General features: G+C 67.5%; 17 protein-coding genes. 4 read left to right on the top strand and 13 right to left on the bottom strand.

All coding sequences use genetic code 11. From position 1 onward, the window contains the following. Position 1: 1 nt before the first annotated feature. The 4 genes from CLV77_RS05420 to CLV77_RS05405 form a co-directional block, all read right to left on the bottom strand. Positions 2-1,036: a GGDEF domain-containing protein gene (locus CLV77_RS05420; RefSeq protein WP_236861009.1), complete on the bottom strand. Its 1,035-nt coding sequence runs from the start codon at positions 1,034-1,036 to the stop codon at positions 2-4. 62 nt (positions 1,037-1,098) lie between these two features. Beyond that, positions 1,099-1,683 carry a heme NO-binding domain-containing protein gene (locus CLV77_RS05415; protein WP_076978920.1) on the bottom strand — a complete coding sequence of 195 codons (585 nt, stop codon included), beginning with the start codon at positions 1,681-1,683 and terminating at the stop codon, positions 1,099-1,101. A gap of 45 nt (positions 1,684-1,728) precedes the next feature. Then, positions 1,729-2,490, bottom strand: a complete 762-nt coding sequence (locus CLV77_RS05410) for an HAD family hydrolase (RefSeq protein WP_076978921.1) — start codon at positions 2,488-2,490, stop codon at positions 1,729-1,731. A gap of 143 nt (positions 2,491-2,633) precedes the next feature. Next, positions 2,634-2,912: a DUF3572 domain-containing protein gene (locus CLV77_RS05405; RefSeq protein WP_083707665.1), complete on the bottom strand. Its 279-nt coding sequence runs from the start codon at positions 2,910-2,912 to the stop codon at positions 2,634-2,636. Positions 2,913-3,017: 105 nt separating this feature from the next. On the opposite strand from CLV77_RS05405, the gene CLV77_RS05400 reads away from it, so the two are divergent. The 3 genes from CLV77_RS05400 (at position 3,018) to CLV77_RS05390 (ending at position 5,869) form a co-directional block, all read left to right on the top strand. Continuing rightward, positions 3,018-4,394 carry a diguanylate cyclase gene (locus CLV77_RS05400; RefSeq protein ID WP_076978923.1) on the top strand — a complete coding sequence of 459 codons (1,377 nt, stop codon included), beginning with the start codon at positions 3,018-3,020 and terminating at the stop codon, positions 4,392-4,394. Positions 4,395-4,798: 404 nt separating this feature from the next. Continuing rightward, positions 4,799-5,176 carry a DUF983 domain-containing protein gene (locus tag CLV77_RS05395; protein ID WP_076980955.1) on the top strand — a complete coding sequence of 126 codons (378 nt, stop codon included), beginning with the start codon at positions 4,799-4,801 and terminating at the stop codon, positions 5,174-5,176. 18 nt (positions 5,177-5,194) lie between these two features. Beyond that, complete coding sequence (locus CLV77_RS05390; RefSeq protein ID WP_076978924.1) at positions 5,195-5,869, top strand: NUDIX hydrolase; 675 nt, start codon at positions 5,195-5,197, stop codon at positions 5,867-5,869. An 82-nt stretch (positions 5,870-5,951) separates the two neighbouring features. Here the strand turns inward: CLV77_RS05390 and CLV77_RS05385 are convergent, their stop codons facing one another. From CLV77_RS05385 to CLV77_RS05375, 3 genes are all read right to left on the bottom strand, one after another. Further along, positions 5,952-6,455, bottom strand: a complete 504-nt coding sequence (locus tag CLV77_RS05385; protein WP_076978925.1) for a thioesterase family protein — start codon at positions 6,453-6,455, stop codon at positions 5,952-5,954. 18 nt (positions 6,456-6,473) lie between these two features. Beyond that, on the bottom strand, positions 6,474-7,514 hold the full coding sequence (locus CLV77_RS05380; protein ID WP_321174926.1) for an aldo/keto reductase: 1,041 nt from the start codon (positions 7,512-7,514) through the stop codon (positions 6,474-6,476). A 125-nt stretch (positions 7,515-7,639) separates the two neighbouring features. Next, entirely contained in the window at positions 7,640-8,086 is a 447-nt protein-coding gene (locus CLV77_RS05375) for a DsrE family protein (RefSeq protein ID WP_076978927.1), read from the bottom strand. 255 nt (positions 8,087-8,341) lie between these two features. On the opposite strand from CLV77_RS05375, the gene metG reads away from it, so the two are divergent. Further along, positions 8,342-10,060 carry a methionine--tRNA ligase gene (gene metG / locus CLV77_RS05370; protein WP_076978928.1) on the top strand — a complete coding sequence of 573 codons (1,719 nt, stop codon included), beginning with the start codon at positions 8,342-8,344 and terminating at the stop codon, positions 10,058-10,060. Between the two features lie 33 nt (positions 10,061-10,093). On the opposite strand, the gene CLV77_RS16810 is transcribed toward metG, so the two are convergent. From CLV77_RS16810 to CLV77_RS05340, 6 genes are all read right to left on the bottom strand, one after another. Continuing rightward, positions 10,094-11,584, bottom strand: a complete 1,491-nt coding sequence (locus CLV77_RS16810; protein WP_083707667.1) for an ArnT family glycosyltransferase — start codon at positions 11,582-11,584, stop codon at positions 10,094-10,096. A gap of 3 nt (positions 11,585-11,587) precedes the next feature. After that, positions 11,588-11,884 carry a lipid-A-disaccharide synthase N-terminal domain-containing protein gene (locus tag CLV77_RS05360; RefSeq protein ID WP_244901587.1) on the bottom strand — a complete coding sequence of 99 codons (297 nt, stop codon included), beginning with the start codon at positions 11,882-11,884 and terminating at the stop codon, positions 11,588-11,590. Between the two features lie 15 nt (positions 11,885-11,899). Next, positions 11,900-12,853: a glycosyltransferase family 2 protein gene (locus CLV77_RS05355; RefSeq protein WP_076978930.1), complete on the bottom strand. Its 954-nt coding sequence runs from the start codon at positions 12,851-12,853 to the stop codon at positions 11,900-11,902. Between the two features lie 225 nt (positions 12,854-13,078). Then, the gene (locus CLV77_RS05350; RefSeq protein WP_076978931.1) at positions 13,079-13,870 is read right to left on the bottom strand and encodes an FAD binding domain-containing protein; all 792 of its coding nucleotides are present in this window, start codon (positions 13,868-13,870) and stop codon (positions 13,079-13,081) included. Position 13,871: 1 nt separating this feature from the next. Continuing rightward, positions 13,872-16,265, bottom strand: coding sequence for a xanthine dehydrogenase family protein molybdopterin-binding subunit (locus CLV77_RS05345; protein WP_076978932.1), 2,394 nt, complete (start codon positions 16,263-16,265; stop codon positions 13,872-13,874). Between the two features lie 112 nt (positions 16,266-16,377). Next, positions 16,378-16,863, bottom strand: a complete 486-nt coding sequence (locus CLV77_RS05340; RefSeq protein WP_076978933.1) for a (2Fe-2S)-binding protein — start codon at positions 16,861-16,863, stop codon at positions 16,378-16,380. Between the last annotated feature and the right edge of the window lie 87 nt (positions 16,864-16,950).

Genomic DNA, 16,950 nt, shown 5'->3' with positions numbered 1-16,950 from the left:
GTTAGCCGTCCTCCTCCCTCCCGTGTTTCGTCCCTTCACCATCCACCCCGGGGTCGAAGATATGGAACCGCCCCCGCCCCGCCCGTTTGGCCGCGTATAGGGCCTTGTCGGCATCGGCCAGCATCCGGTCGGGGTCGGGATCCGGGTAAAGCAGCGACAGCGCAATCCCGACCGAGGCCGATATCCTTATAGGTCTGCCCTCGTACTCCATTGGTCGTTCCAGCGCGGCGATGATGCGCCGGGCGATGACGCGAAGCTGCTCGATGGGCGGGCTGTCGCGCAGAAGCAGGGTGAACTCATCCCCGCCCAGCCGTGCCGCCATGTCCGAGGCGCGGGTCTCGGCCCGCAGCACCCGCGCCACCCGCCCCAGCACCCGGTCGCCGGCGGCATGGCCCAGCGAGTCGTTGACCCGCTTGAAATGGTCCAGGTCGATCTGCATCAGCGCCACCGACCTCGACAGATCTTCCCCGGTGACCCGGGACAGGGCATCGCGCAGGGCGCGGCGGTTCTTCAACCCGGTCAGCGGGTCGGTCACGGCTCGGGTCTCGGCGGCACGGCGGTCGCCTTCCAACCGGCGGTTCAGCCTTTGCCAGGCCGCGGTCACGGCGCGGTTCGCCTCGACCAGGTAAAGGATGTCCGAGGTCTGATCGGTGGCGGAGAAATCGGTGACCGTCAGGTCCAGCTCTCCCACCGCCGCAACGGCCCCGATCCCCAGCGCCAGGTCCACCAGAAGCCCGCCGCCCGCAAGCGGCACCACCGTCCCGCGCAGGTCGACCCCCGGTCGTTCGCACAGAACGGCAGCAAGCCGGGTGCCGGCCAGTTCCGCCAGGCGCGCCGGGCTGCGGATGCGGCGCGACCGGCGCAGGTCGATCACCTGATGAAACGCCCGCCCCAGGGGATCCGTCGGATGCAGCAGCTTGCGCAGCGTCGGGCCGCAGGAAACCACCAGCCCGTCCGCCCCGATGCGCAGGTGCATGGGCATAACCAGATCCAGCGCCTCGGCCCCAAGGGCGGCGGGCGTCCCGTCGGCGGGCAACACGGCCCCCCCTGCGTCAGGGCCGGGGGCGACGATCCGGCCCTGGTTTCCGGCCGCCCCCGTCACGGCCGATCGCTCAACTCGAAATCCCGCGGTCGGGCGAAACGGGGATCCAGCAATTCCAGGCGCAATGTGGCGGCACCGTCCGGCCCCTCGATGCAATCCGACAGGACCAGCGCGCCGTAATCATCCGCCATCGCCCGCAGCACCCCCATCAGCACTAGCCCATAGCCGCGCATCCCCGGCTCGACCCGCAGATCGAAACAGCTGGAGGATTTCTGCCGCACGATAACTACCGGCAGGCGAAGCTCGGGGATGGCGAGGGCAACCCGGTCGCTCAGATCCTCGAGCGACAGAAGAAAATCGGCGAAACTGTCGCCGCTGAACCTCAGCAGGCGGCGGGTGATCCGCTGGCGCGGGTTGCTGATCAGGTAGGTGCCAAGATCCTCCAGCAGGTCGCTGCGCCGCTTGTTGAATTCCCGGCAGGCGGCGGCAAGCACCCCCTCGACCACGGCATCGTCGTAGGTTTGCATCGCCTCGAACCGCCCGAACCGGGGATCGGCGGCGCGCCCGATCCGCCCCCAGGCGTCGGCGCCGTAGCTGTCGATCACGAAGGACTGGATCGAATAGGGGACAAGTCCATGCATCATGCCTCCGCCCGCATTACCGGACGCATGCTAGGACCTGCCCCGTTAACGAGGGGTTTCGCCGCCTTCCTGCGCATCGATCCAGGCGGCAATCTCACCGATATCGCGCAGGACGGCTTCGGCGTGTGGCGCCAGCTCCTGCGCCGGGGCGGGCCCGGTCAGCACCGCCAGCCGCCGCATACCCGCCGCCTGCCCCGCCGCCAGATCGTGCAGGCTGTCGCCCACCATCACCACTTCCTCGGGGGCCAGCCCCAGCGCCCGCGCGCCGGCCAGCAACGGACCCGCCTCCGGCTTGGCGCCGTGGCCGCTGTCGTAACCTGCAACGAAGGCGAAGGCACCGATGACGCCCGCCCGTTCCAGATGGGCGCGGGCCGCCCCTTCCCCGTCGTTGGTCACAAGGCCCAGCGCAATGCCCCGCCCCGCCATCTCGGCGCAGAAGTGGGTCAGATCTACGGCGGGCACCATCTCGGCCCGCGCGGCGCGTCTTTCCAGGAATGTCTCAAGTGTGGCCGCGTCCGGCTCGCGGATGACCGTGGCCAGCAACTGGGCGATCTCGGCCAGCGTGCCGGCGATGACGGGGCTTTCGGGATAAAAGCAACAGGCCGCCATGTCGAATTCCAACACCTTGGCGATCCGCGCGACGCGTTCGGGATCGCCCTCTGCCAGCTCGGTGATGATGCCGGCCGTCCAGGCGTTCCAGCTTGCGGCGAAATCGAAGAGCGTGCCGTCCTTGTCCAGCAAAAGGCCCCGGACCGGGGGCCACCGCCCCTCCGACACGCATTCCGCCGCCTTGTGCTGTCGTCGCATCCCGCCTCCGCCCTCTGACGCGCCATTCCTGCGGGCTGCGGGCGCCGAAGGCAAGCACCCCGCCCCGCGCCGCCGGCCAGGGTTAAGATTTCCGCGCCGGCTCGTTAACGATACCCGCACCCTGCCCAAAGCGCCGCGAAGGTTCAGGTCCATTGCGTCTGCGCCCCGCCCGGAAGCGCGTGGCGGGCGACCAGGAAATCCTCGGGCGCAAGACCCGTGGCTTCGGAACAGCGCAGCACCCAGGCGTCGTCCATCGACAGGAAATCAAGGACGGAGGCCAGGAATTCGGGGTTTGCTGCCCCCTGCCGCAGCGCCTCCGCATCGCAGCCGGTGGAGCCCATGAACGTGCCCAGAAGGTCCTCGTCCGAGATCAGCCAGCCAAGGGCGGTCAGGGCGAAAGCTTCGGCAGTCTCGGCGCGCATGACGGGCCCCTTCAACGATTTCTTAACCAATATTCATAAACACTGATAGCGTGGACTGGGCAACCGACGGTCGTGGGAAACATGACAGCAAATCGGAGGTAGGCGATGACGGGACGCATCCTTATCGTGGATGACATCTCGACCAACAGGATCGTCCTGAAGGTCAAGCTTGCCGCGTCCTACTACGAGGTGCTCCAGGCCCGCAACGGGCAGGAAGCCTTGCGCATCGCCCGCGCCGAACAGCCCGACCTCATCCTGCTGGATCTGCGCATGCCCGATCTGTCGGGGATCGAGGTCTGTCGCCTGCTCAAGAAGGATTCCGCCACCCAGGACATTCCCGTCATTCTGGTAACGGGCGCAGACGATCCGGCAAGCAAGCTTGAGGGCCTGCGCGCGGGGGCAGAGGATTTCCTGACCAAGCCGGTGGACGAGCGCACCCTGCTCGCGCGGGTCCGCTCGCTCCTGCGGGTGCGCAACGCCCAGGCCGAGCTGATGGCGCGCGACCAGACCTGCCGCTCGCTGGGCTTCGCCGAGGCGATGGCGCCGATGCAGGTGCCGGGGCAGATGGTCGTGGTGGGGGGCGATGGCCTGGCGGGGCGACAGCTTTGCGACACGCTGTCCCAAATGCTGCCCCACAATATTTCGCTGATGTCGGCGCAGGACGCGCTGAGCCGCCGGTCCCGGGGCACGCGCCCCGATGTCTTCGTGCTGATGGCGGCGACGGGCGGGTCCATGAAGGCGATCAGCCTGCTCACCGACCTGCGCAGCCGGGACCAAAGCCACAATGCCGCGATCATCCTGCTGTCGGATGACTTGGACGAGGGGCTTCCGGCCACGGCCCTCGACCTGGGCGCCAACGACATGATCCGCCTGCCCGCCGAGCCCGAGGAAATCGCCCTGCGGCTGGAACTGGTGTTCAAGCGCAAGAAGGTCGCCGACCGGTTGCGCGCGATGGTGGATCGCGGCCTCGAGATGGCGGCGGTGGACCCGCTGACCGGCCTCTACAACCGCCGCTACGCGCAGCATCACCTGACCCAGCTTCGCGAACGCTCGCGCCGAAGCTCCCGGCCCTTCGCGCTGATGATCCTGGATGTGGATCGTTTCAAGCGCATCAACGACGAGCATGGGCACCGGGCCGGCGACGCCGTGCTGGTCGAAATCGCCCGCCGGCTCAGCGACAATCTGAGGCGGGTGGATCTGGTGGCGCGATACGGGGGCGAGGAATTCCTGATCGCCCTGCCCGACACCTCTCTGGATAACGCGCTGACGGCGGCCGAGCGGCTGCGTGAACGCATCGCGGCCCAGCCCTTCGCGCTGCCCGGCGGACCGGATGCGATTCCCGTCACCGCCAGCATCGGCCTTGCCATGAGCATCGACCACCACGACACCAACGACGCGCTGCTCGACCGGGCGGATACCGCGCTCTATTCCTCGAAGACGGCAGGGCGTAACCTGGTCACGGTCAACCGCTCCGCCGCCTGAGATCGCGCCCACGGCGACGCGCTCCGACCCCGAGTCGCGTGGCGCAGGGCTTGGCCCCCTGCCCTTGCCACCTCCGGCTTTTCTTTGGCGTCAGGTCAGCCGCCGCACCCCGCCAAGTTGACCCAAGGGCCGGCATCCCCCTGTAAACGCTGCGCCGCGGCAGGCGTTTTGCGACATCCCGCCGCAAGACATCCTGTCAGGGTGTGCGCGGGGCGGGCGTTGCTTATGTAGGGGGCATAATCATTCGGATATCGGGGACCGGCATGCAGGCTCGGAACAATGCGGCAGAGCAGCGAGAGATCGCCCAGGCGGATCTGTCGGAGGCGGACCAAACCGCGCCCTTCCCCCATAACCCGGATCCCATTCCGCCCAAGCATTCCTGTCCCGGCGACGCCGACCGGCCCATGCGCCCGGCCATGCTGCGCGGCTGGCGCCGGCGCTGTCCCAACTGTGGCTCGGGTCCGCTGCTGACAGGGTATCTGACGGTGCGCGACGACTGCCCGGTGTGCAACGAGGAGCTGCACCACCACCGGGCTGACGACGGCCCGGCCTACCTGACCATCCTGATCGTCGGCCATGTGATGGCGCCGCTGATCCTGTGGTTCTTCACCACCTTCCGCCCCGATCCCCTGGTGATGGCCAGCGTTTTCTCGGTTGGCTGCGTGGCGCTCTCGCTCTATCTTCTGCCCAGGCTCAAGGGGATGATCGTGGGTATCCAGTGGGCGAAACGCATGCACGGCTTCGGCCGCGCCGAGCAGGTCGCCCGCACCCCGGCCGGGTAAAAGGCAACAGGGCAACGAATGGACAGAAGCGCTATCCGCGACGCGGCGACGGTCATCATGGTCCGCCACCGGGGCGACCGGCCCCACCTGCTGCTGGGCCAGCGCGGCAAGACCGCGGCCTTCATGCCGTCGAAATTCGTCTTTCCCGGCGGCGCGGTCGATCCCGAGGACGGCGCGCTGGACCTGACCGGCGATCTTGACCGGGCCTGCCTGACCCGCCTGCGCCAACAGAGTGATCCAGCCCTTGCCCCCGCCATCGTCACTGCCGCGATCCGCGAGGTCTGGGAGGAGACGGGCCTGAAACTGGCTGTCCGGGACGAGGCTGGCGAGACCCCTACGCCGGGCTGGGAGGCGTTCCAGCGCGAGGGCTTGCGCCCCTCGGCCCAGGGGTTTTCCTTCGTCTTCCGCGCGATCACGCCCCCGGGCCGGCCGCGCCGCTTCGACGCGCGCTTCTTCCTGGTCTCGGCCGACCAGGCCCATGGCGACCTCGACGATTTCTCCGAGGCCTGCGACGAGCTTTCCCACCTTCAATGGGTGCCGCTGGACGAGGTGCGCCGGTTCGACCTGCCCTATATCACCGAGGTCGTGGTGGCCGAGGTGGCGCACCTGCTGAAGGCCCCGCGCGTCCGCCCCGCCAGCGTGCCCTTTTTCAACAACGTGAGCGACACCCCGGCCTTCCGCCACCTGACCTGAGCCGCGACCGGATATTTTCACGACAATGAAGGCAGGGGTCCCGCGCCGCCCTTGCGGGTGGGCATGGGTGGCCTGTCAGCGCTCAGGGGTCGCGGGGTTGCCCGACGTGACGGCCGATGCCTGCCGGGCGCGGCAGGGCGGCATGGGCCGCGGTGAGCCGGGCCAGGGCGCGCGCCACCGTCGACCCCGGGGGCGTGGCGCGCCGGGCAGCCAGGTCCATGTGGATCAGCATTTGCTCGGCCGTGGCGACGGGGCGATCCCCCTCGAACATCTGTGAAAAGAGGTGCATGCGCCGGCCCTCGCCGGCCAGCACGAGGATCGCGATGCGGATTGTTGCGCCGGCCATCACCTCGTCAAGGTGGCGCAGGTGGGTCTCGGCGGTAAAGAAGCTTTGCCCGGCCGCGATGTAATCCGCATCGCAGCCGAGAAAGGCCATCAACTCGTCCGTGGCCTGGCTGAAGGCCTGGAGATAGCGGGCCTCGTTCATGTGGCCGTTGAAATCGGTCCAGGACGGGGGCACCACCCTGGCCGAGGCCTGCCAGGGACCGGGGGGCGTGGTGTCGGCGTCAGTTGTGTTGCCAATCATCCGCGCCTCCCGGCTTTCTCAATAGGGCATCGGGTGCTGCTTGTGGACCGCGTCGAGATCGCGGCACAGCTCCTCGCTCAGCTCAAGTTCGGCCGCGCCCAGCGCCAGGTCAAGCTGCTCCATGCTGGTCGCCCCGAAGATGGCCGAGGCCGTGAAAGGACGGCGCGCGGCCCAGGCCAGGGCCATCTGCACCATGTCGACCCCATGCCGGCGTGCCACCTCCAGGTAGGCGGCAACCGCCTCGTGGACCCGTTCCCCCTCGCGCCCGCCCATGTCGTCGCGGATGCTTTTGCGGGACCCCTCCGGGACGGCGCCATCGGCGTATTTGCCGGTCAGGTAGCCCGCGCCCAGCGGCGAGAACGCCAGCAGGCCCACATCCTCGTGGGTGCTCAGCTCTGCCAGGTCGGTGTCGTACAGGCGGCAGAGCAGCGAATATTCGTTCTGCACCGAGACGGGGCGGGGACGGTCCCCCTCCCCGGCCAGGCGCAGCCACTGGCCAAGCCCCCAGGCCGTCTCGTTGGACAGGCCGAAATGGCGGACCCGGCCGGCCCTGACCTGGGCCTGCATCTCGTCGAGCACCTCGTTCATGTGGTCGAAGACCTGCGCGCTGTCCTGCCGGCTGGGGTCGTAGCGCCAGTTCTGGCGGAACATGTAGCTGCCGCGGTTGGGCCAGTGAAGCTGATAGAGGTCGATGACGTCGCTCTGAAGCCGGCGCAGCGATCCCTCGATCGCCTCGCGGATCGTCGCGGCCGAGATTGGCGCCCCGTCGCGGACGGATTTCTGCCCCTTGCCGGTGATCTTGGTGGCCAGAACGACCTGGTCGCGACGGGCCCGGTTGGCGGCGACCCAGGTGCCGATGATCTCCTCGGTCCGGCCGGTGGTCTCGGCGGAGATCGGCGTCGTGGGATACATCTCGGCGGTGTCGATGAAATTGACCCCGCGCTCCAGCGCCCGGTCGATCTGGGCGTGGCCTTCAGCCTCGCTGTTCTGCGTCCCCCAGGTCATCGAGCCCAGGCACAGTTCGGAAATCTCAAGGTCGGTGCGACCCAGTCGGTTCATGCGCAATAGTCTGCCCCCTCATGTTATCGGGAGCAGACTTAGAGTTTGCGCGCCCCGCAGCCAAGCGCTTTGCGCGTCAAAGGCGGCGGCGGGGCGGCTCGGCGGGGATGGAATCCCCGCACCCTTTACGGGCGAACGTAGGAATAGCCCTCTTCCTGCAGCTCCATCAGGCGCACGACACCCGAGGGCACGACCGTGGCTTCCGACATCAGCGGCACGTCGTGGCCGGCCTTCTTCTTCATTCCTTCGAGGGTGTTGCCACAGGCCGCGAAGCTGAGGTTGTCCATCTCGAGGGACATCGACGCGATGCGGTCGGCAACCGGGCTCTTGTCCTTGACCAGCATGTTCAGGCCGGGACCGTAGGCGACCAGTTCGATGATCACCTCCTCGCCCTTCTCCTTGTAGTAGCTGGCGACGTTGGCGGCGTTGTTCAGCGCCATGTTCATCACCTGGGGGTCGTTCTGATCGACATGGATGGCCAGGCGGTGGGGCTGGCCTTCGGCCATGGCGCCCCCGGTCAGCGCAAAGGCCGCGGTAATGGCGATCAGGGCAGCAGCAAAGATTTTTTTCATGGGTGTTCCCTCCCGTTGGAATGTGGCCGGAGCTTAGCCTGAGCCTCGGCGCGGAAACCACCAGAATGTTTTCACGAATGCGTTTTCGTGCGACCTTTGCGCAGGCCCCCTCTCCTCCCGGCGTGCCCCGCCCCACTTCATTGTCGTCCAAGTATCCCCGCCGGAGGCGGCAACACGCGTGCCGGCCCGCGAAACCCTGTGGCAACGCTCCTGCCCATGCGATAAGGGAGGCGCCAAGCAGACAGAGAGGCCCCAATGGCGCGCGTATTGATCACTTCGGCCATCCCCTACATCAACGGCATCAAGCACCTGGGCAATCTGGTCGGCAGCCAGCTGCCCGCCGACCTCTATGCCCGCTACATGCGTCAGCGCGGCCACGAGGTCCTGTTCCTTTGCGCCACCGATGAACACGGCACCCCCGCCGAGCTGGCCGCCGCCAAGGCCGGCAAGCCCGTGGCCGAGTTCTGCGCCGAAATGCACGCGGTTCAGGCCAAGCTGGGCGAGGGTTTCCGCCTGTCGTTCGATCACTTCGGGCGCTCTTCCAGCCCCCAGAACCACGCGCTGACCCAGCATTTCGCGGGCAAGCTGGCCGAGGCCGGCCTGATCGAGGAGGTCAGCGAGCGTCAGGTCTATTCCCACGCCGACGGCCGCTTCCTGCCCGACCGTTATATCGAGGGCACCTGCCCCAACTGCGGCTACGACAAGGCCCGCGGCGACCAGTGCGAGAATTGCACCAAGCAGCTTGATCCCACCGACCTGATCGAGCCGCGCAGCGCCATCTCCGGCTCGACCGACCTGGAGGTGCGCGAGACCAAGCACCTTTACCTGCGCCAGAGCCAGATACGCGACCGGCTGCGTGACTGGATCGACGGGCAAAGCGACTGGCCGATCCTGACGACCTCGATCGCGCGCAAATGGCTGGATGACGGCGACGGGCTGCGCGACCGGGGCATCACCCGCGATCTGGACTGGGGTGTGCCGGTCAAGAAGGGCACGCAAGACTGGCCGGGCATGGAGGGCAAGGTCTTCTACGTCTGGTTCGATGCCCCCATCGAATATATCGCCAGCGCCAAGGAATGGACCGATGCCGATGGCCGGCCCGACGCCGACTGGGAACGCTGGTGGCGCACCGACAAGGGCGCCGAGGATGTCCGCTATGTCCAGTTCATGGGAAAGGACAACGTGCCTTTCCACACCCTGAGCTTCCCGGCCACGATCATGGGGTCGGGCGAGCCGTGGAAGCTGGTCGACTACATCAAGTCCTTCAACTACCTGAATTATGACGGCGGCCAGTTCTCGACCAGTCAAGGGCGCGGCGTCTTTCAGGATCAGGCGCTGGAGATCCTGCCCGCCGACTACTGGCGCTGGTGGCTTCTGTCCCACGCGCCCGAAAGCTCGGACAGTGAGTTTACTTGGGAGAATTTCCAGGCCGGCGTGAACAAGGACCTGGCCGACGTGCTGGGCAATTTCGTCAGCCGGGTGACCAAGTTCTGCCGCTCGAAATTCGGCGAGGTGGTGCCCGAGGGCGGCACCACTGGCCCGGCGGAAGAGGCGCTGGTCGCCGAACTGACCCGCCGTCTGGCCGCCTATCAGGACCACATGGAGGCGATCGAGATCCGCAAGGCCGCCGCCGAGCTTCGCGCGATCTGGGTTGCGGGCAACGAATACCTGCAATCGGCCGCGCCCTGGACCCTGTTCAAGACCGACCCCGAGGCCGCCGCCGCCGTGGTGCGCCTGTCGCTGAACCTGATCCGTCTTTACGCGGTGCTGTCGCGACCCTTCATCCCCGACGCGGCCCAGGAACTGATGCGTGCGATGAATTGCGACGACTGGACCTGGCCCGAGGATATCGGCGCGGCACTCACCACCCTGCCCGCCGGCCATGCCTTCACCGTGCCCGACGTGACCTTCCGCAAGATCACCGACGACGAGCGCGAGGAATGGAAGGCCCGCTTCTCCGGCACCCGGGACTGAGGCGGCCCCCGTTCACCGGGGTGGCCCGGCCGCTCAGGGTAGAAGACACTCCGCCGGCAGGCGCCACAGGGTGAACAGCCGCCCCCGGTAGGCGCCTTTCCCGGGCTCGATCCGCGCCAGCGGCGGGTCCCCGGCGGGGCACCCTTGGGGCGGCACCTCGGCCTCACCCACATAAAGCACCGGGCCGCGGGTGCCCTCGGGCAACGGATAGCTACGGGCGTAATGGTTCATCGCCCGTCCCCTTGGTGGGGTTGAACGAACCTCGACGGGCTGCCCCTCAAGACGATACATCAGGTCGGCCAGCACGTCGCGGTTCTCGGCCACGATCATCGGCAGATCAGCGCGCCGGGCCGCGTCGAAGATCTCAATGCTCAATGCCGCGCGCCCCTGGTAGCGGGCCAGCAACAACCGGTTGCCGTCCAGCGACAGGCTGTCCGCCCGGGTGGTGGCCAGCGGCAGCGCCGCCGCGATAACCCCGTTCACCACGAAAGACAGCGCCAGGACCCAGCGCCGCCAGCGCCCGCCCTGCATCAGCGCGGGCACCACCAGCAGCGCCGCCGCCACATAGGCCGCCGCGGCCCAGTTGGCATAGGCGCGCGAGGCCAGCGCCTGGCCACAGACCAGCAGCACCACCGGCAAAGAGAACCACAGCAGCAGCCTCTGCAACGGATCGCCCCGGCGCAGCACCGGTACCAGCAGCACCAGCCAGGTGGCAAAAAGAACGGGGCCGAAAAAGCCGAACTGCCCGCCGACGAACTCTCCCAGACCGGACCAGTTGGGGCGGAAGGGCGCCTGCCCGACCTCCCGGGCCCAGTCGACGTTGTCCAAGGTATGCTCGACCGTAGTCAGCCCGTTTTGCAGGTTCCACCAAGCGTTGGGCGCCACGACCAACGCAAAGGTCAGCGCCGCCAGCCCCGCGTCGCGCCAGGCAATCCGCATCATCGGCACCAGAAGCGCGGTCAGACCCGCCCCCAGCACGAAATAGAGGGCCGCGTATTTCGCCATCGCTCCCAGCCCCAGCGCGGCCCCCATCGCCAACGCCCGCCGGGCCGACGACCGGCCGCTGAGATCCAGGTAGAACAGCAACGCCAGCGCGTAGAACGGCAGCATCACCGTGTCGGTCGAGAACAGAAGCGATCCGACCACGATACCGGGCATGGTCAGATAGGCCAGCGCCACCAGCACCGGCACCCAGCCGGCCCAGAACCGCCGGGCGATCGCCATCAGGACCAGCGCCGTCGCCCCGTGCAACAGCGGCGCGGGCAGTCGCACCCAGAAGGCCGCGTCGCTGCCCGCAAGATCCGTGACCGCGCGGATCACCCAGCCGATCAGCGGCGGCTTGGAATAGTACCCGAACTCAAGGCTTTGGCCCCAAAGCCAGTATTGCGCCTCGTCGACGAACAGCTCGGCCTCGCTCAGGGCCAGAAGCAGCACGCGGTAAAGGGTAATGGCGCCGATGGCCCAAAGCCCGGCGCGGCGGATCCGGTCATCATCGCCCGTGACCTTCGGGGCGGCCGGCAGCACCGCTCAGGCCGCGTTGTGGCGTTCGGCGTGCAACAGGTAAAGGTTGCGCGCGTAGACGAAGATGCCCAGCGCCTGGCCCAGAACGAAGACCGGATCCTGACGATAAAGCGCATAGGCCAGCAGGATCACCCCGCCGATGATCGAGAAATACCAGAAGGCGACCGGCACCACGGATTTATGCTCTTTCTCCGAGGCCAGCCACTGAAGGATGAACCGCATCGAGAACATAAGCTGTCCCGAAAGGCCGATCAGCACCCAGATCAGCTCGGACAGGGTCTCGACCTTGAAGATGTGTTGCAATGTTTCGAGCAAGGCTCAGTCCTTCATGACTGCGGCCCTGCCGGGCCCCGTGGTGTCTATCTTGACAGTCCCGGTGGTCGGGGCTGCGGCGGGGTCGGCGCCTGCGCTATCCGACCGGGCGGCCCCCTCACCGCCCTGCCAAAGGGCAGGCCCGGTTTCGGACAGTTCGGCCGGCCGGGCAGTCTTGCGCCGGCGGATCAGCCAGGCCACCCCGACAAGGTCATAGACCCCGACCATGGCACGCCCGACATTGGTATAATTCGATACCCCCGCCCCGCGTTCCCGGTGGGTGACATCGACATGGGCCACCGACCAGCCGTCGCGCCGGAAAAGGGCCGGCAGATACCGGTGCATGTGGTTGAAGAAGGGCAGCCCCAGAAAGGCGTCGCGGCGAAAGGCCTTCAGCCCGCAGCCGGTGTCGCGGGTGTCGTCGCGCAAAAGCCGCGCCCGCAAGGCATTGGCCCCGCGCGAAGCCAGCCGCTTGGATACCGTGTCGCGCCGCCCCACCCGCTGACCGGCGACGAGGCCGAGGTCGGCGGGCGCACCGGCGGCGCGGAACGGTGCGACCAGCACCGGAATCTGGTCGGGCGGGTTCTGCCCGTCGCCGTCCAGCGTGGCGCAGATCGCTCCGCGCGCGTGAATGACACCCGAATGCACGGCCGCCGACTGCCCGCCCGACTGTTCGTGCCGCAAAAGGCGCAGCCAAGGCAGCTCGGCCTGCAGGCCGGCGATGACATCGGCGGTGCCGTCGGTCGAGCCGTCGTCGACCAGGATCAACTCGAACGCGCCCAGCGGCGTGCAGGCCGCCCCCACTTCGCGCACCAGCCGTTCGACATTGCCCGCCTCGTTCTTCATGGGCGAGATCACGGTGATCATGTCGTAGGGGGTGACGGTGTCATCGACGGGGGCATGCCCGACAGTATCCCCGGCAACGTGACCGGATGTCGGCGCGGTGGGTTGAGTGGTCATCGGGCTCGCTCGGTTGAGGAAGTCGGCTTGGTCACGTGATAGCACAAAGGCCGGGGGTTTCCATGCCGAAGCGCAGCCCATTCGGGCCAGCGTGGCCGGGCCGCATGAACCCGTCGCAAGCGGAGCGGAGCGGCCGGGCGCCCCGGGGGCGCCCGACGGGTTGTGGTTGCCGGGTGGTGGTTACCGGGTGGGCGCGGCAAAGGCCGCGCGGCCCCCGTCCGGCGATCAGGCGGCGGCCTCGACCGCGCGCCCGGCCAGGACCTTGATCAGATGCGCCCGGTAGGCGGCCGATCCGTGCATGTCCGCGATCATCCCGTCGGCAGAAACCGTCAGGTCCTTCAGCGCCGAGGCCGCGAAATTGTCCGACAGGGCCTTCTCGGCCTCGGTCCATCTGAAGACCCCTTCCTCGGAGGCGCCGGTCACGGCCACGCGCACGCCGCCGGCGTATTTCGCGACCATCACCCCCACCAGCGCGAAGCGCGAGGCGGGCTGGATGAATTTCTGATAGTTCGAGGCCTCGGGCACCGGGAAACGCACCTCGGTGATGATCTCGCCCTGCTCGAGGGCGGTGGTAAACATCCCCTCGAAGAAATCGTCCGCCGCGATCTCGCGCCGGTCGGTGATGATCCGCGCCCCCGAGGCCAGCACCGCACAAGGGTAGCAGGCCGAGGGGTCGTTGTTGGCAAGGCTGCCACCAATGGTGCCCCGGTTGCGCACCGCCGGATCACCGATCCGCGCGGCCAGGCCGGCGAGCCCCGGGTAGATGCCGGCGGCCTCCTGCGCCACCACCGCATGGGACGTGCCGCCCCCGATGCAGAGCGCCCCGTCATCGGCCCGGCAGACGCCGCGCATCTCGGCGATGCCGCTCAGCGACACCAGTGTGCCGGGGCTGGCCAGCCGCTGGCGCATGGTGGGCAGAAGGGTCTGCCCGCCGCCCAGGGCTTGGGCTTCGTCGTCCTTCAGGGCCTCGACCGCGGCCTGGATGGACGTGGGTTTCTGGAATTCAAAGGCATACATGTCACTGCCCTCCGCTTTGCTGCATCGCCGTCCAGACGCGCGAGGGCGTCAGCGGCATGTCGATATGGGTGATGTTGTGGCCCGCGCGCTGCAAGGCGTCGCAGACCGCGTTGACGACCGCCGGAGGAGAGCCGATGGCCCCGGCCTCGCCGCAGCCCTTCACGCCCAATGGGTTGTGGGTGCAGGGCGTCTGGCACGAATGATCCACCGAGAAGAACGGCAGGTCGTCGGCACGCGGCATGGCGTAATCCATGTAAGAGCCCGTGAGTAGCTGTCCGTTCTCGTCGTAGACACAGGCCTCCATAAGGGCCTGACCGACCCCTTGGGCAATGCCGCCGTGCACCTGGCCCGAGACGATCATCGGGTTGATGATGTTGCCGAAATCGTCGGCGGCGGCAAAACGTTCGATTGTGACGCGGCCAGTGTCGGGGTCCAGCTCCACTTCGCAGGCATAGGCGCCCGATGGGTAGGTGAAGTTGTTGGGATCGTAGAACGAGGTTTCCTCGAGCCCCGGTTCGATATCCTCCAGCGGGTAGTTGTGGGGGACATAAGCCGCCAGGGTGACATCGCCCCAGGCGACCGACTTGTCGGTGCCCGCAACGCTGAACTTGCCGTCCTTCAGCTCGATGTCCTGCTCCGAGGCTTCCATCAGGTGGGCCGCGATCTTCTTGGCCTTGTTGATGATCTTCTCGGCCGCCCGCACCATGGCCGAGCCGCCGACCGCGATCGAGCGCGAGCCATAGGTGCCCATGCCCATCGGCGTGTTGGCGGTGTCGCCGTGGACGATCTCGACCATCGACTCGTCGATGCCGATCATGTCGGCGATGACCTGCGGGAACGAGGTCTCATGCCCCTGCCCGTGGCTGTGGCTGCCGGTCATCACCACGATGCCGCCAGTGGCGTTGACCCGGACGGTGGCGGATTCGTAAAGACCCGCCCGCGCGCCCAGCTGCCCCACCAGGTTCGACGGCGCGATGCCGCAAGCCTCGATATAGCAGTTCACGCCCAGCCCGCGCAGCTTGCCGCGCTTCTTGCTTTCGGCCAGCCGCGCCTCGAACCCCGACAGGTCAGCGATCTCCTCCAGCTTGTCCATCGTCGCGTTGTAGTCGCCGGTGTCGTATTCGACGGCGACCGGGGTGGCATAGGGAAACTCGGTGATGAAGTTCTTGCGGCGCAGGGCGATGGGATCCATCCCCAGCTCGCGGGCGGCCTTGTCGATCACCCGTTCCAGCTGGAACGTCGCCTCGGGCCGGCCGGCACCGCGATAGGCATCGACGGGCACCGTGTTGGTGAAGACAGCCTTGACGTTCACGTAGATCAGCGGCGTGCGGTAATTGCCCGCCATCAGCGTGCCGTGCAGCCATGTGGGGACCGAGGGCGCGAAGGTCGAAAGATAAGCGCCCATGTTGGCATAGGTCTCGGTGCGCAGGGCTTGGAATTCCCCGTCCTTGGACACCGCCAGTTCGATCTTGGTCACGTGGTCGCGCCCGTGGGCGTCGGACATGAAAGCCTCGGACCGGGTCGAGCACCACTTGACCGGCATCTTCAGCTGCCGCGCGGCGAAGGTGCAGAACGCCTCTTCGGCGTAGTGGAAGATCTTTGTGCCGAAACCGCCGCCCACATCGGGGGCGACGACGCGCAGCTTGTGCTCGGGGATCCCTAGCACGAAGGCGCCCATCAGCAGACGGATGACGTGGGGGTTCTGGCTGGTGGTGTAAAGCGTGCTTTCGTCGGTGGCGGGGTTGTAGTCGCCCACCGCGACGCGCGGCTCCATCGGGTTGGCGATCAGCCGGTTGTTGACCAGCTCCAACGTGGTGACGTGATCGGCGTTGCGGATGGCCTCGTCGACGGCATCGCGGTTTTCCTCGACGAAGCCCCAGTCGTAGCAGAGGTTCGAGGTCAGATCGTCGTGAACCTTGGTGGCCCCGTCCTGCACCGCCTGTTTCATGTCGATGACTGCGGGCAGTTCCTCGATGTCCAGCACGATCGCCTCGGCGGCGTCGCGGGCCTGGGCCAGGGTGTCGGCCACCACGGCGCAGATCGGATCGCCCACATGGCGCACCTTGCCCTGGGCCAGAACGGGATGCGCGGGTTCCTGCATCACCTCGCCATGCCGGTCGGTGATCTGCCAGCCGCAGGGAATGCCGCCCACGCCTTCGAAATCGGCGCCGGTAAAGATCCGGTGCACGCCGGGCATCGCCTCGGCGGCCTTGGTGTCGATGCCGTTGATCCGCCCGTGCGCCACGTCCGAGCGCAGGAAATGCACATGCAACGCGCCGTGCAGGGTGATGTCGTCGGTATAGCGGCCGCGCCCGGTCAGGAAGCGTATGTCTTCCCGTCGCTTGGGGCTTGCACCGATGCCGGTGGTCTTTTCGGGGCCAGTGTCCTTGGGCATGTCAGTCCTCCCTGAAATGCGTGCGCCCGGGGGCGCATGATCCTGTTGCCCGCGGCAACCCGCGGTGCGCGCCCGCCCCTCGGGCGGATGCGGGGGGTTTGGTCGTAAGGGCCTATTCGGCCGCCATGGCCGAAACATCCTGCCCCGAGGCCGCCATGATCGCCTTGACGATGTTGTGGTAGCCGGTGCAACGGCAGATGTTTCCCTCGAGGTATTCGCGGATCTCACGCTCGTCGGGCTTGGGATTGTCGGCCAGCAGGGCCGCGGCCGACATCACCATGCCGGCGGTGCAGAAGCCGCATTGCAGACCGTGATGATCCTGGAACGCCTGCTGGATCACCGAAAGAGAGCCGTCCTGGTTGGCCATGCCCTCGATGGTGCGCACCTCGGCGCCCTCGGCCTCGACTGCCAGCATGGTGCAGCTTTTGACCGCGCGGCCGTCCACGTGGACGACGCAGGCGCCGCACTGGCTGGTGTCACAGCCCAGGTGCGTGCCCGTCAGCCTCTGGCCCTCGCGCAGGAAATGCGCCAGCAGCATGCGGGGTTCGGCCTCTCCCGAGACCTCGCGCCCGTTCACCGTCATAGTTACAGTGGTCATCGTTACCTCCCTTGAATTCCGCGAACCACATGGGTCCGCCGCGCCGGTTGCCAGGTCGCGCTCCCTTGGCGCGGGCAGCAATGCCGC

Origin of the sequence: Brevirhabdus pacifica (genome assembly GCF_002797755.1) — a bacterium.
GTDB classification, from domain to species: domain Bacteria; phylum Pseudomonadota; class Alphaproteobacteria; order Rhodobacterales; family Rhodobacteraceae; genus Brevirhabdus; species Brevirhabdus pacifica.
This window is presented reverse-complemented; position numbering and strand designations above follow the sequence as displayed.

Coding starts and splice junctions, on each gene's coding strand:
- CLV77_RS05415 (WP_076978920.1), bottom strand. CDS start 1,683: ATGCATGGACTTGTCCCCTATTCGATCCAGTCCTTCGTGATCGACAGC.
- CLV77_RS05410 (WP_076978921.1), bottom strand. CDS start 2,490: ATGCGACGACAGCACAAGGCGGCGGAATGCGTGTCGGAGGGGCGGTGG.
- CLV77_RS05405 (WP_083707665.1), bottom strand. CDS start 2,912: ATGCGCGCCGAGACTGCCGAAGCTTTCGCCCTGACCGCCCTTGGCTGG.
- CLV77_RS05400 (WP_076978923.1), top strand. CDS start 3,018: ATGACGGGACGCATCCTTATCGTGGATGACATCTCGACCAACAGGATC.
- CLV77_RS05395 (WP_076980955.1), top strand. CDS start 4,799: ATGCGCCCGGCCATGCTGCGCGGCTGGCGCCGGCGCTGTCCCAACTGT.
- CLV77_RS05390 (WP_076978924.1), top strand. CDS start 5,195: ATGGACAGAAGCGCTATCCGCGACGCGGCGACGGTCATCATGGTCCGC.
- CLV77_RS05385 (WP_076978925.1), bottom strand. CDS start 6,455: ATGATTGGCAACACAACTGACGCCGACACCACGCCCCCCGGTCCCTGG.
- CLV77_RS05380 (WP_321174926.1), bottom strand. CDS start 7,514: ATGAACCGACTGGGTCGCACCGACCTTGAGATTTCCGAACTGTGCCTG.
- CLV77_RS05375 (WP_076978927.1), bottom strand. CDS start 8,086: ATGAAAAAAATCTTTGCTGCTGCCCTGATCGCCATTACCGCGGCCTTT.
- metG (WP_076978928.1), top strand. CDS start 8,342: ATGGCGCGCGTATTGATCACTTCGGCCATCCCCTACATCAACGGCATC.
- CLV77_RS05355 (WP_076978930.1), bottom strand. CDS start 12,853: ATGACCACTCAACCCACCGCGCCGACATCCGGTCACGTTGCCGGGGAT.
- CLV77_RS05350 (WP_076978931.1), bottom strand. CDS start 13,870: ATGTATGCCTTTGAATTCCAGAAACCCACGTCCATCCAGGCCGCGGTC.
- CLV77_RS05345 (WP_076978932.1), bottom strand. CDS start 16,265: ATGCCCAAGGACACTGGCCCCGAAAAGACCACCGGCATCGGTGCAAGC.
- CLV77_RS05340 (WP_076978933.1), bottom strand. CDS start 16,863: ATGACCACTGTAACTATGACGGTGAACGGGCGCGAGGTCTCGGGAGAG.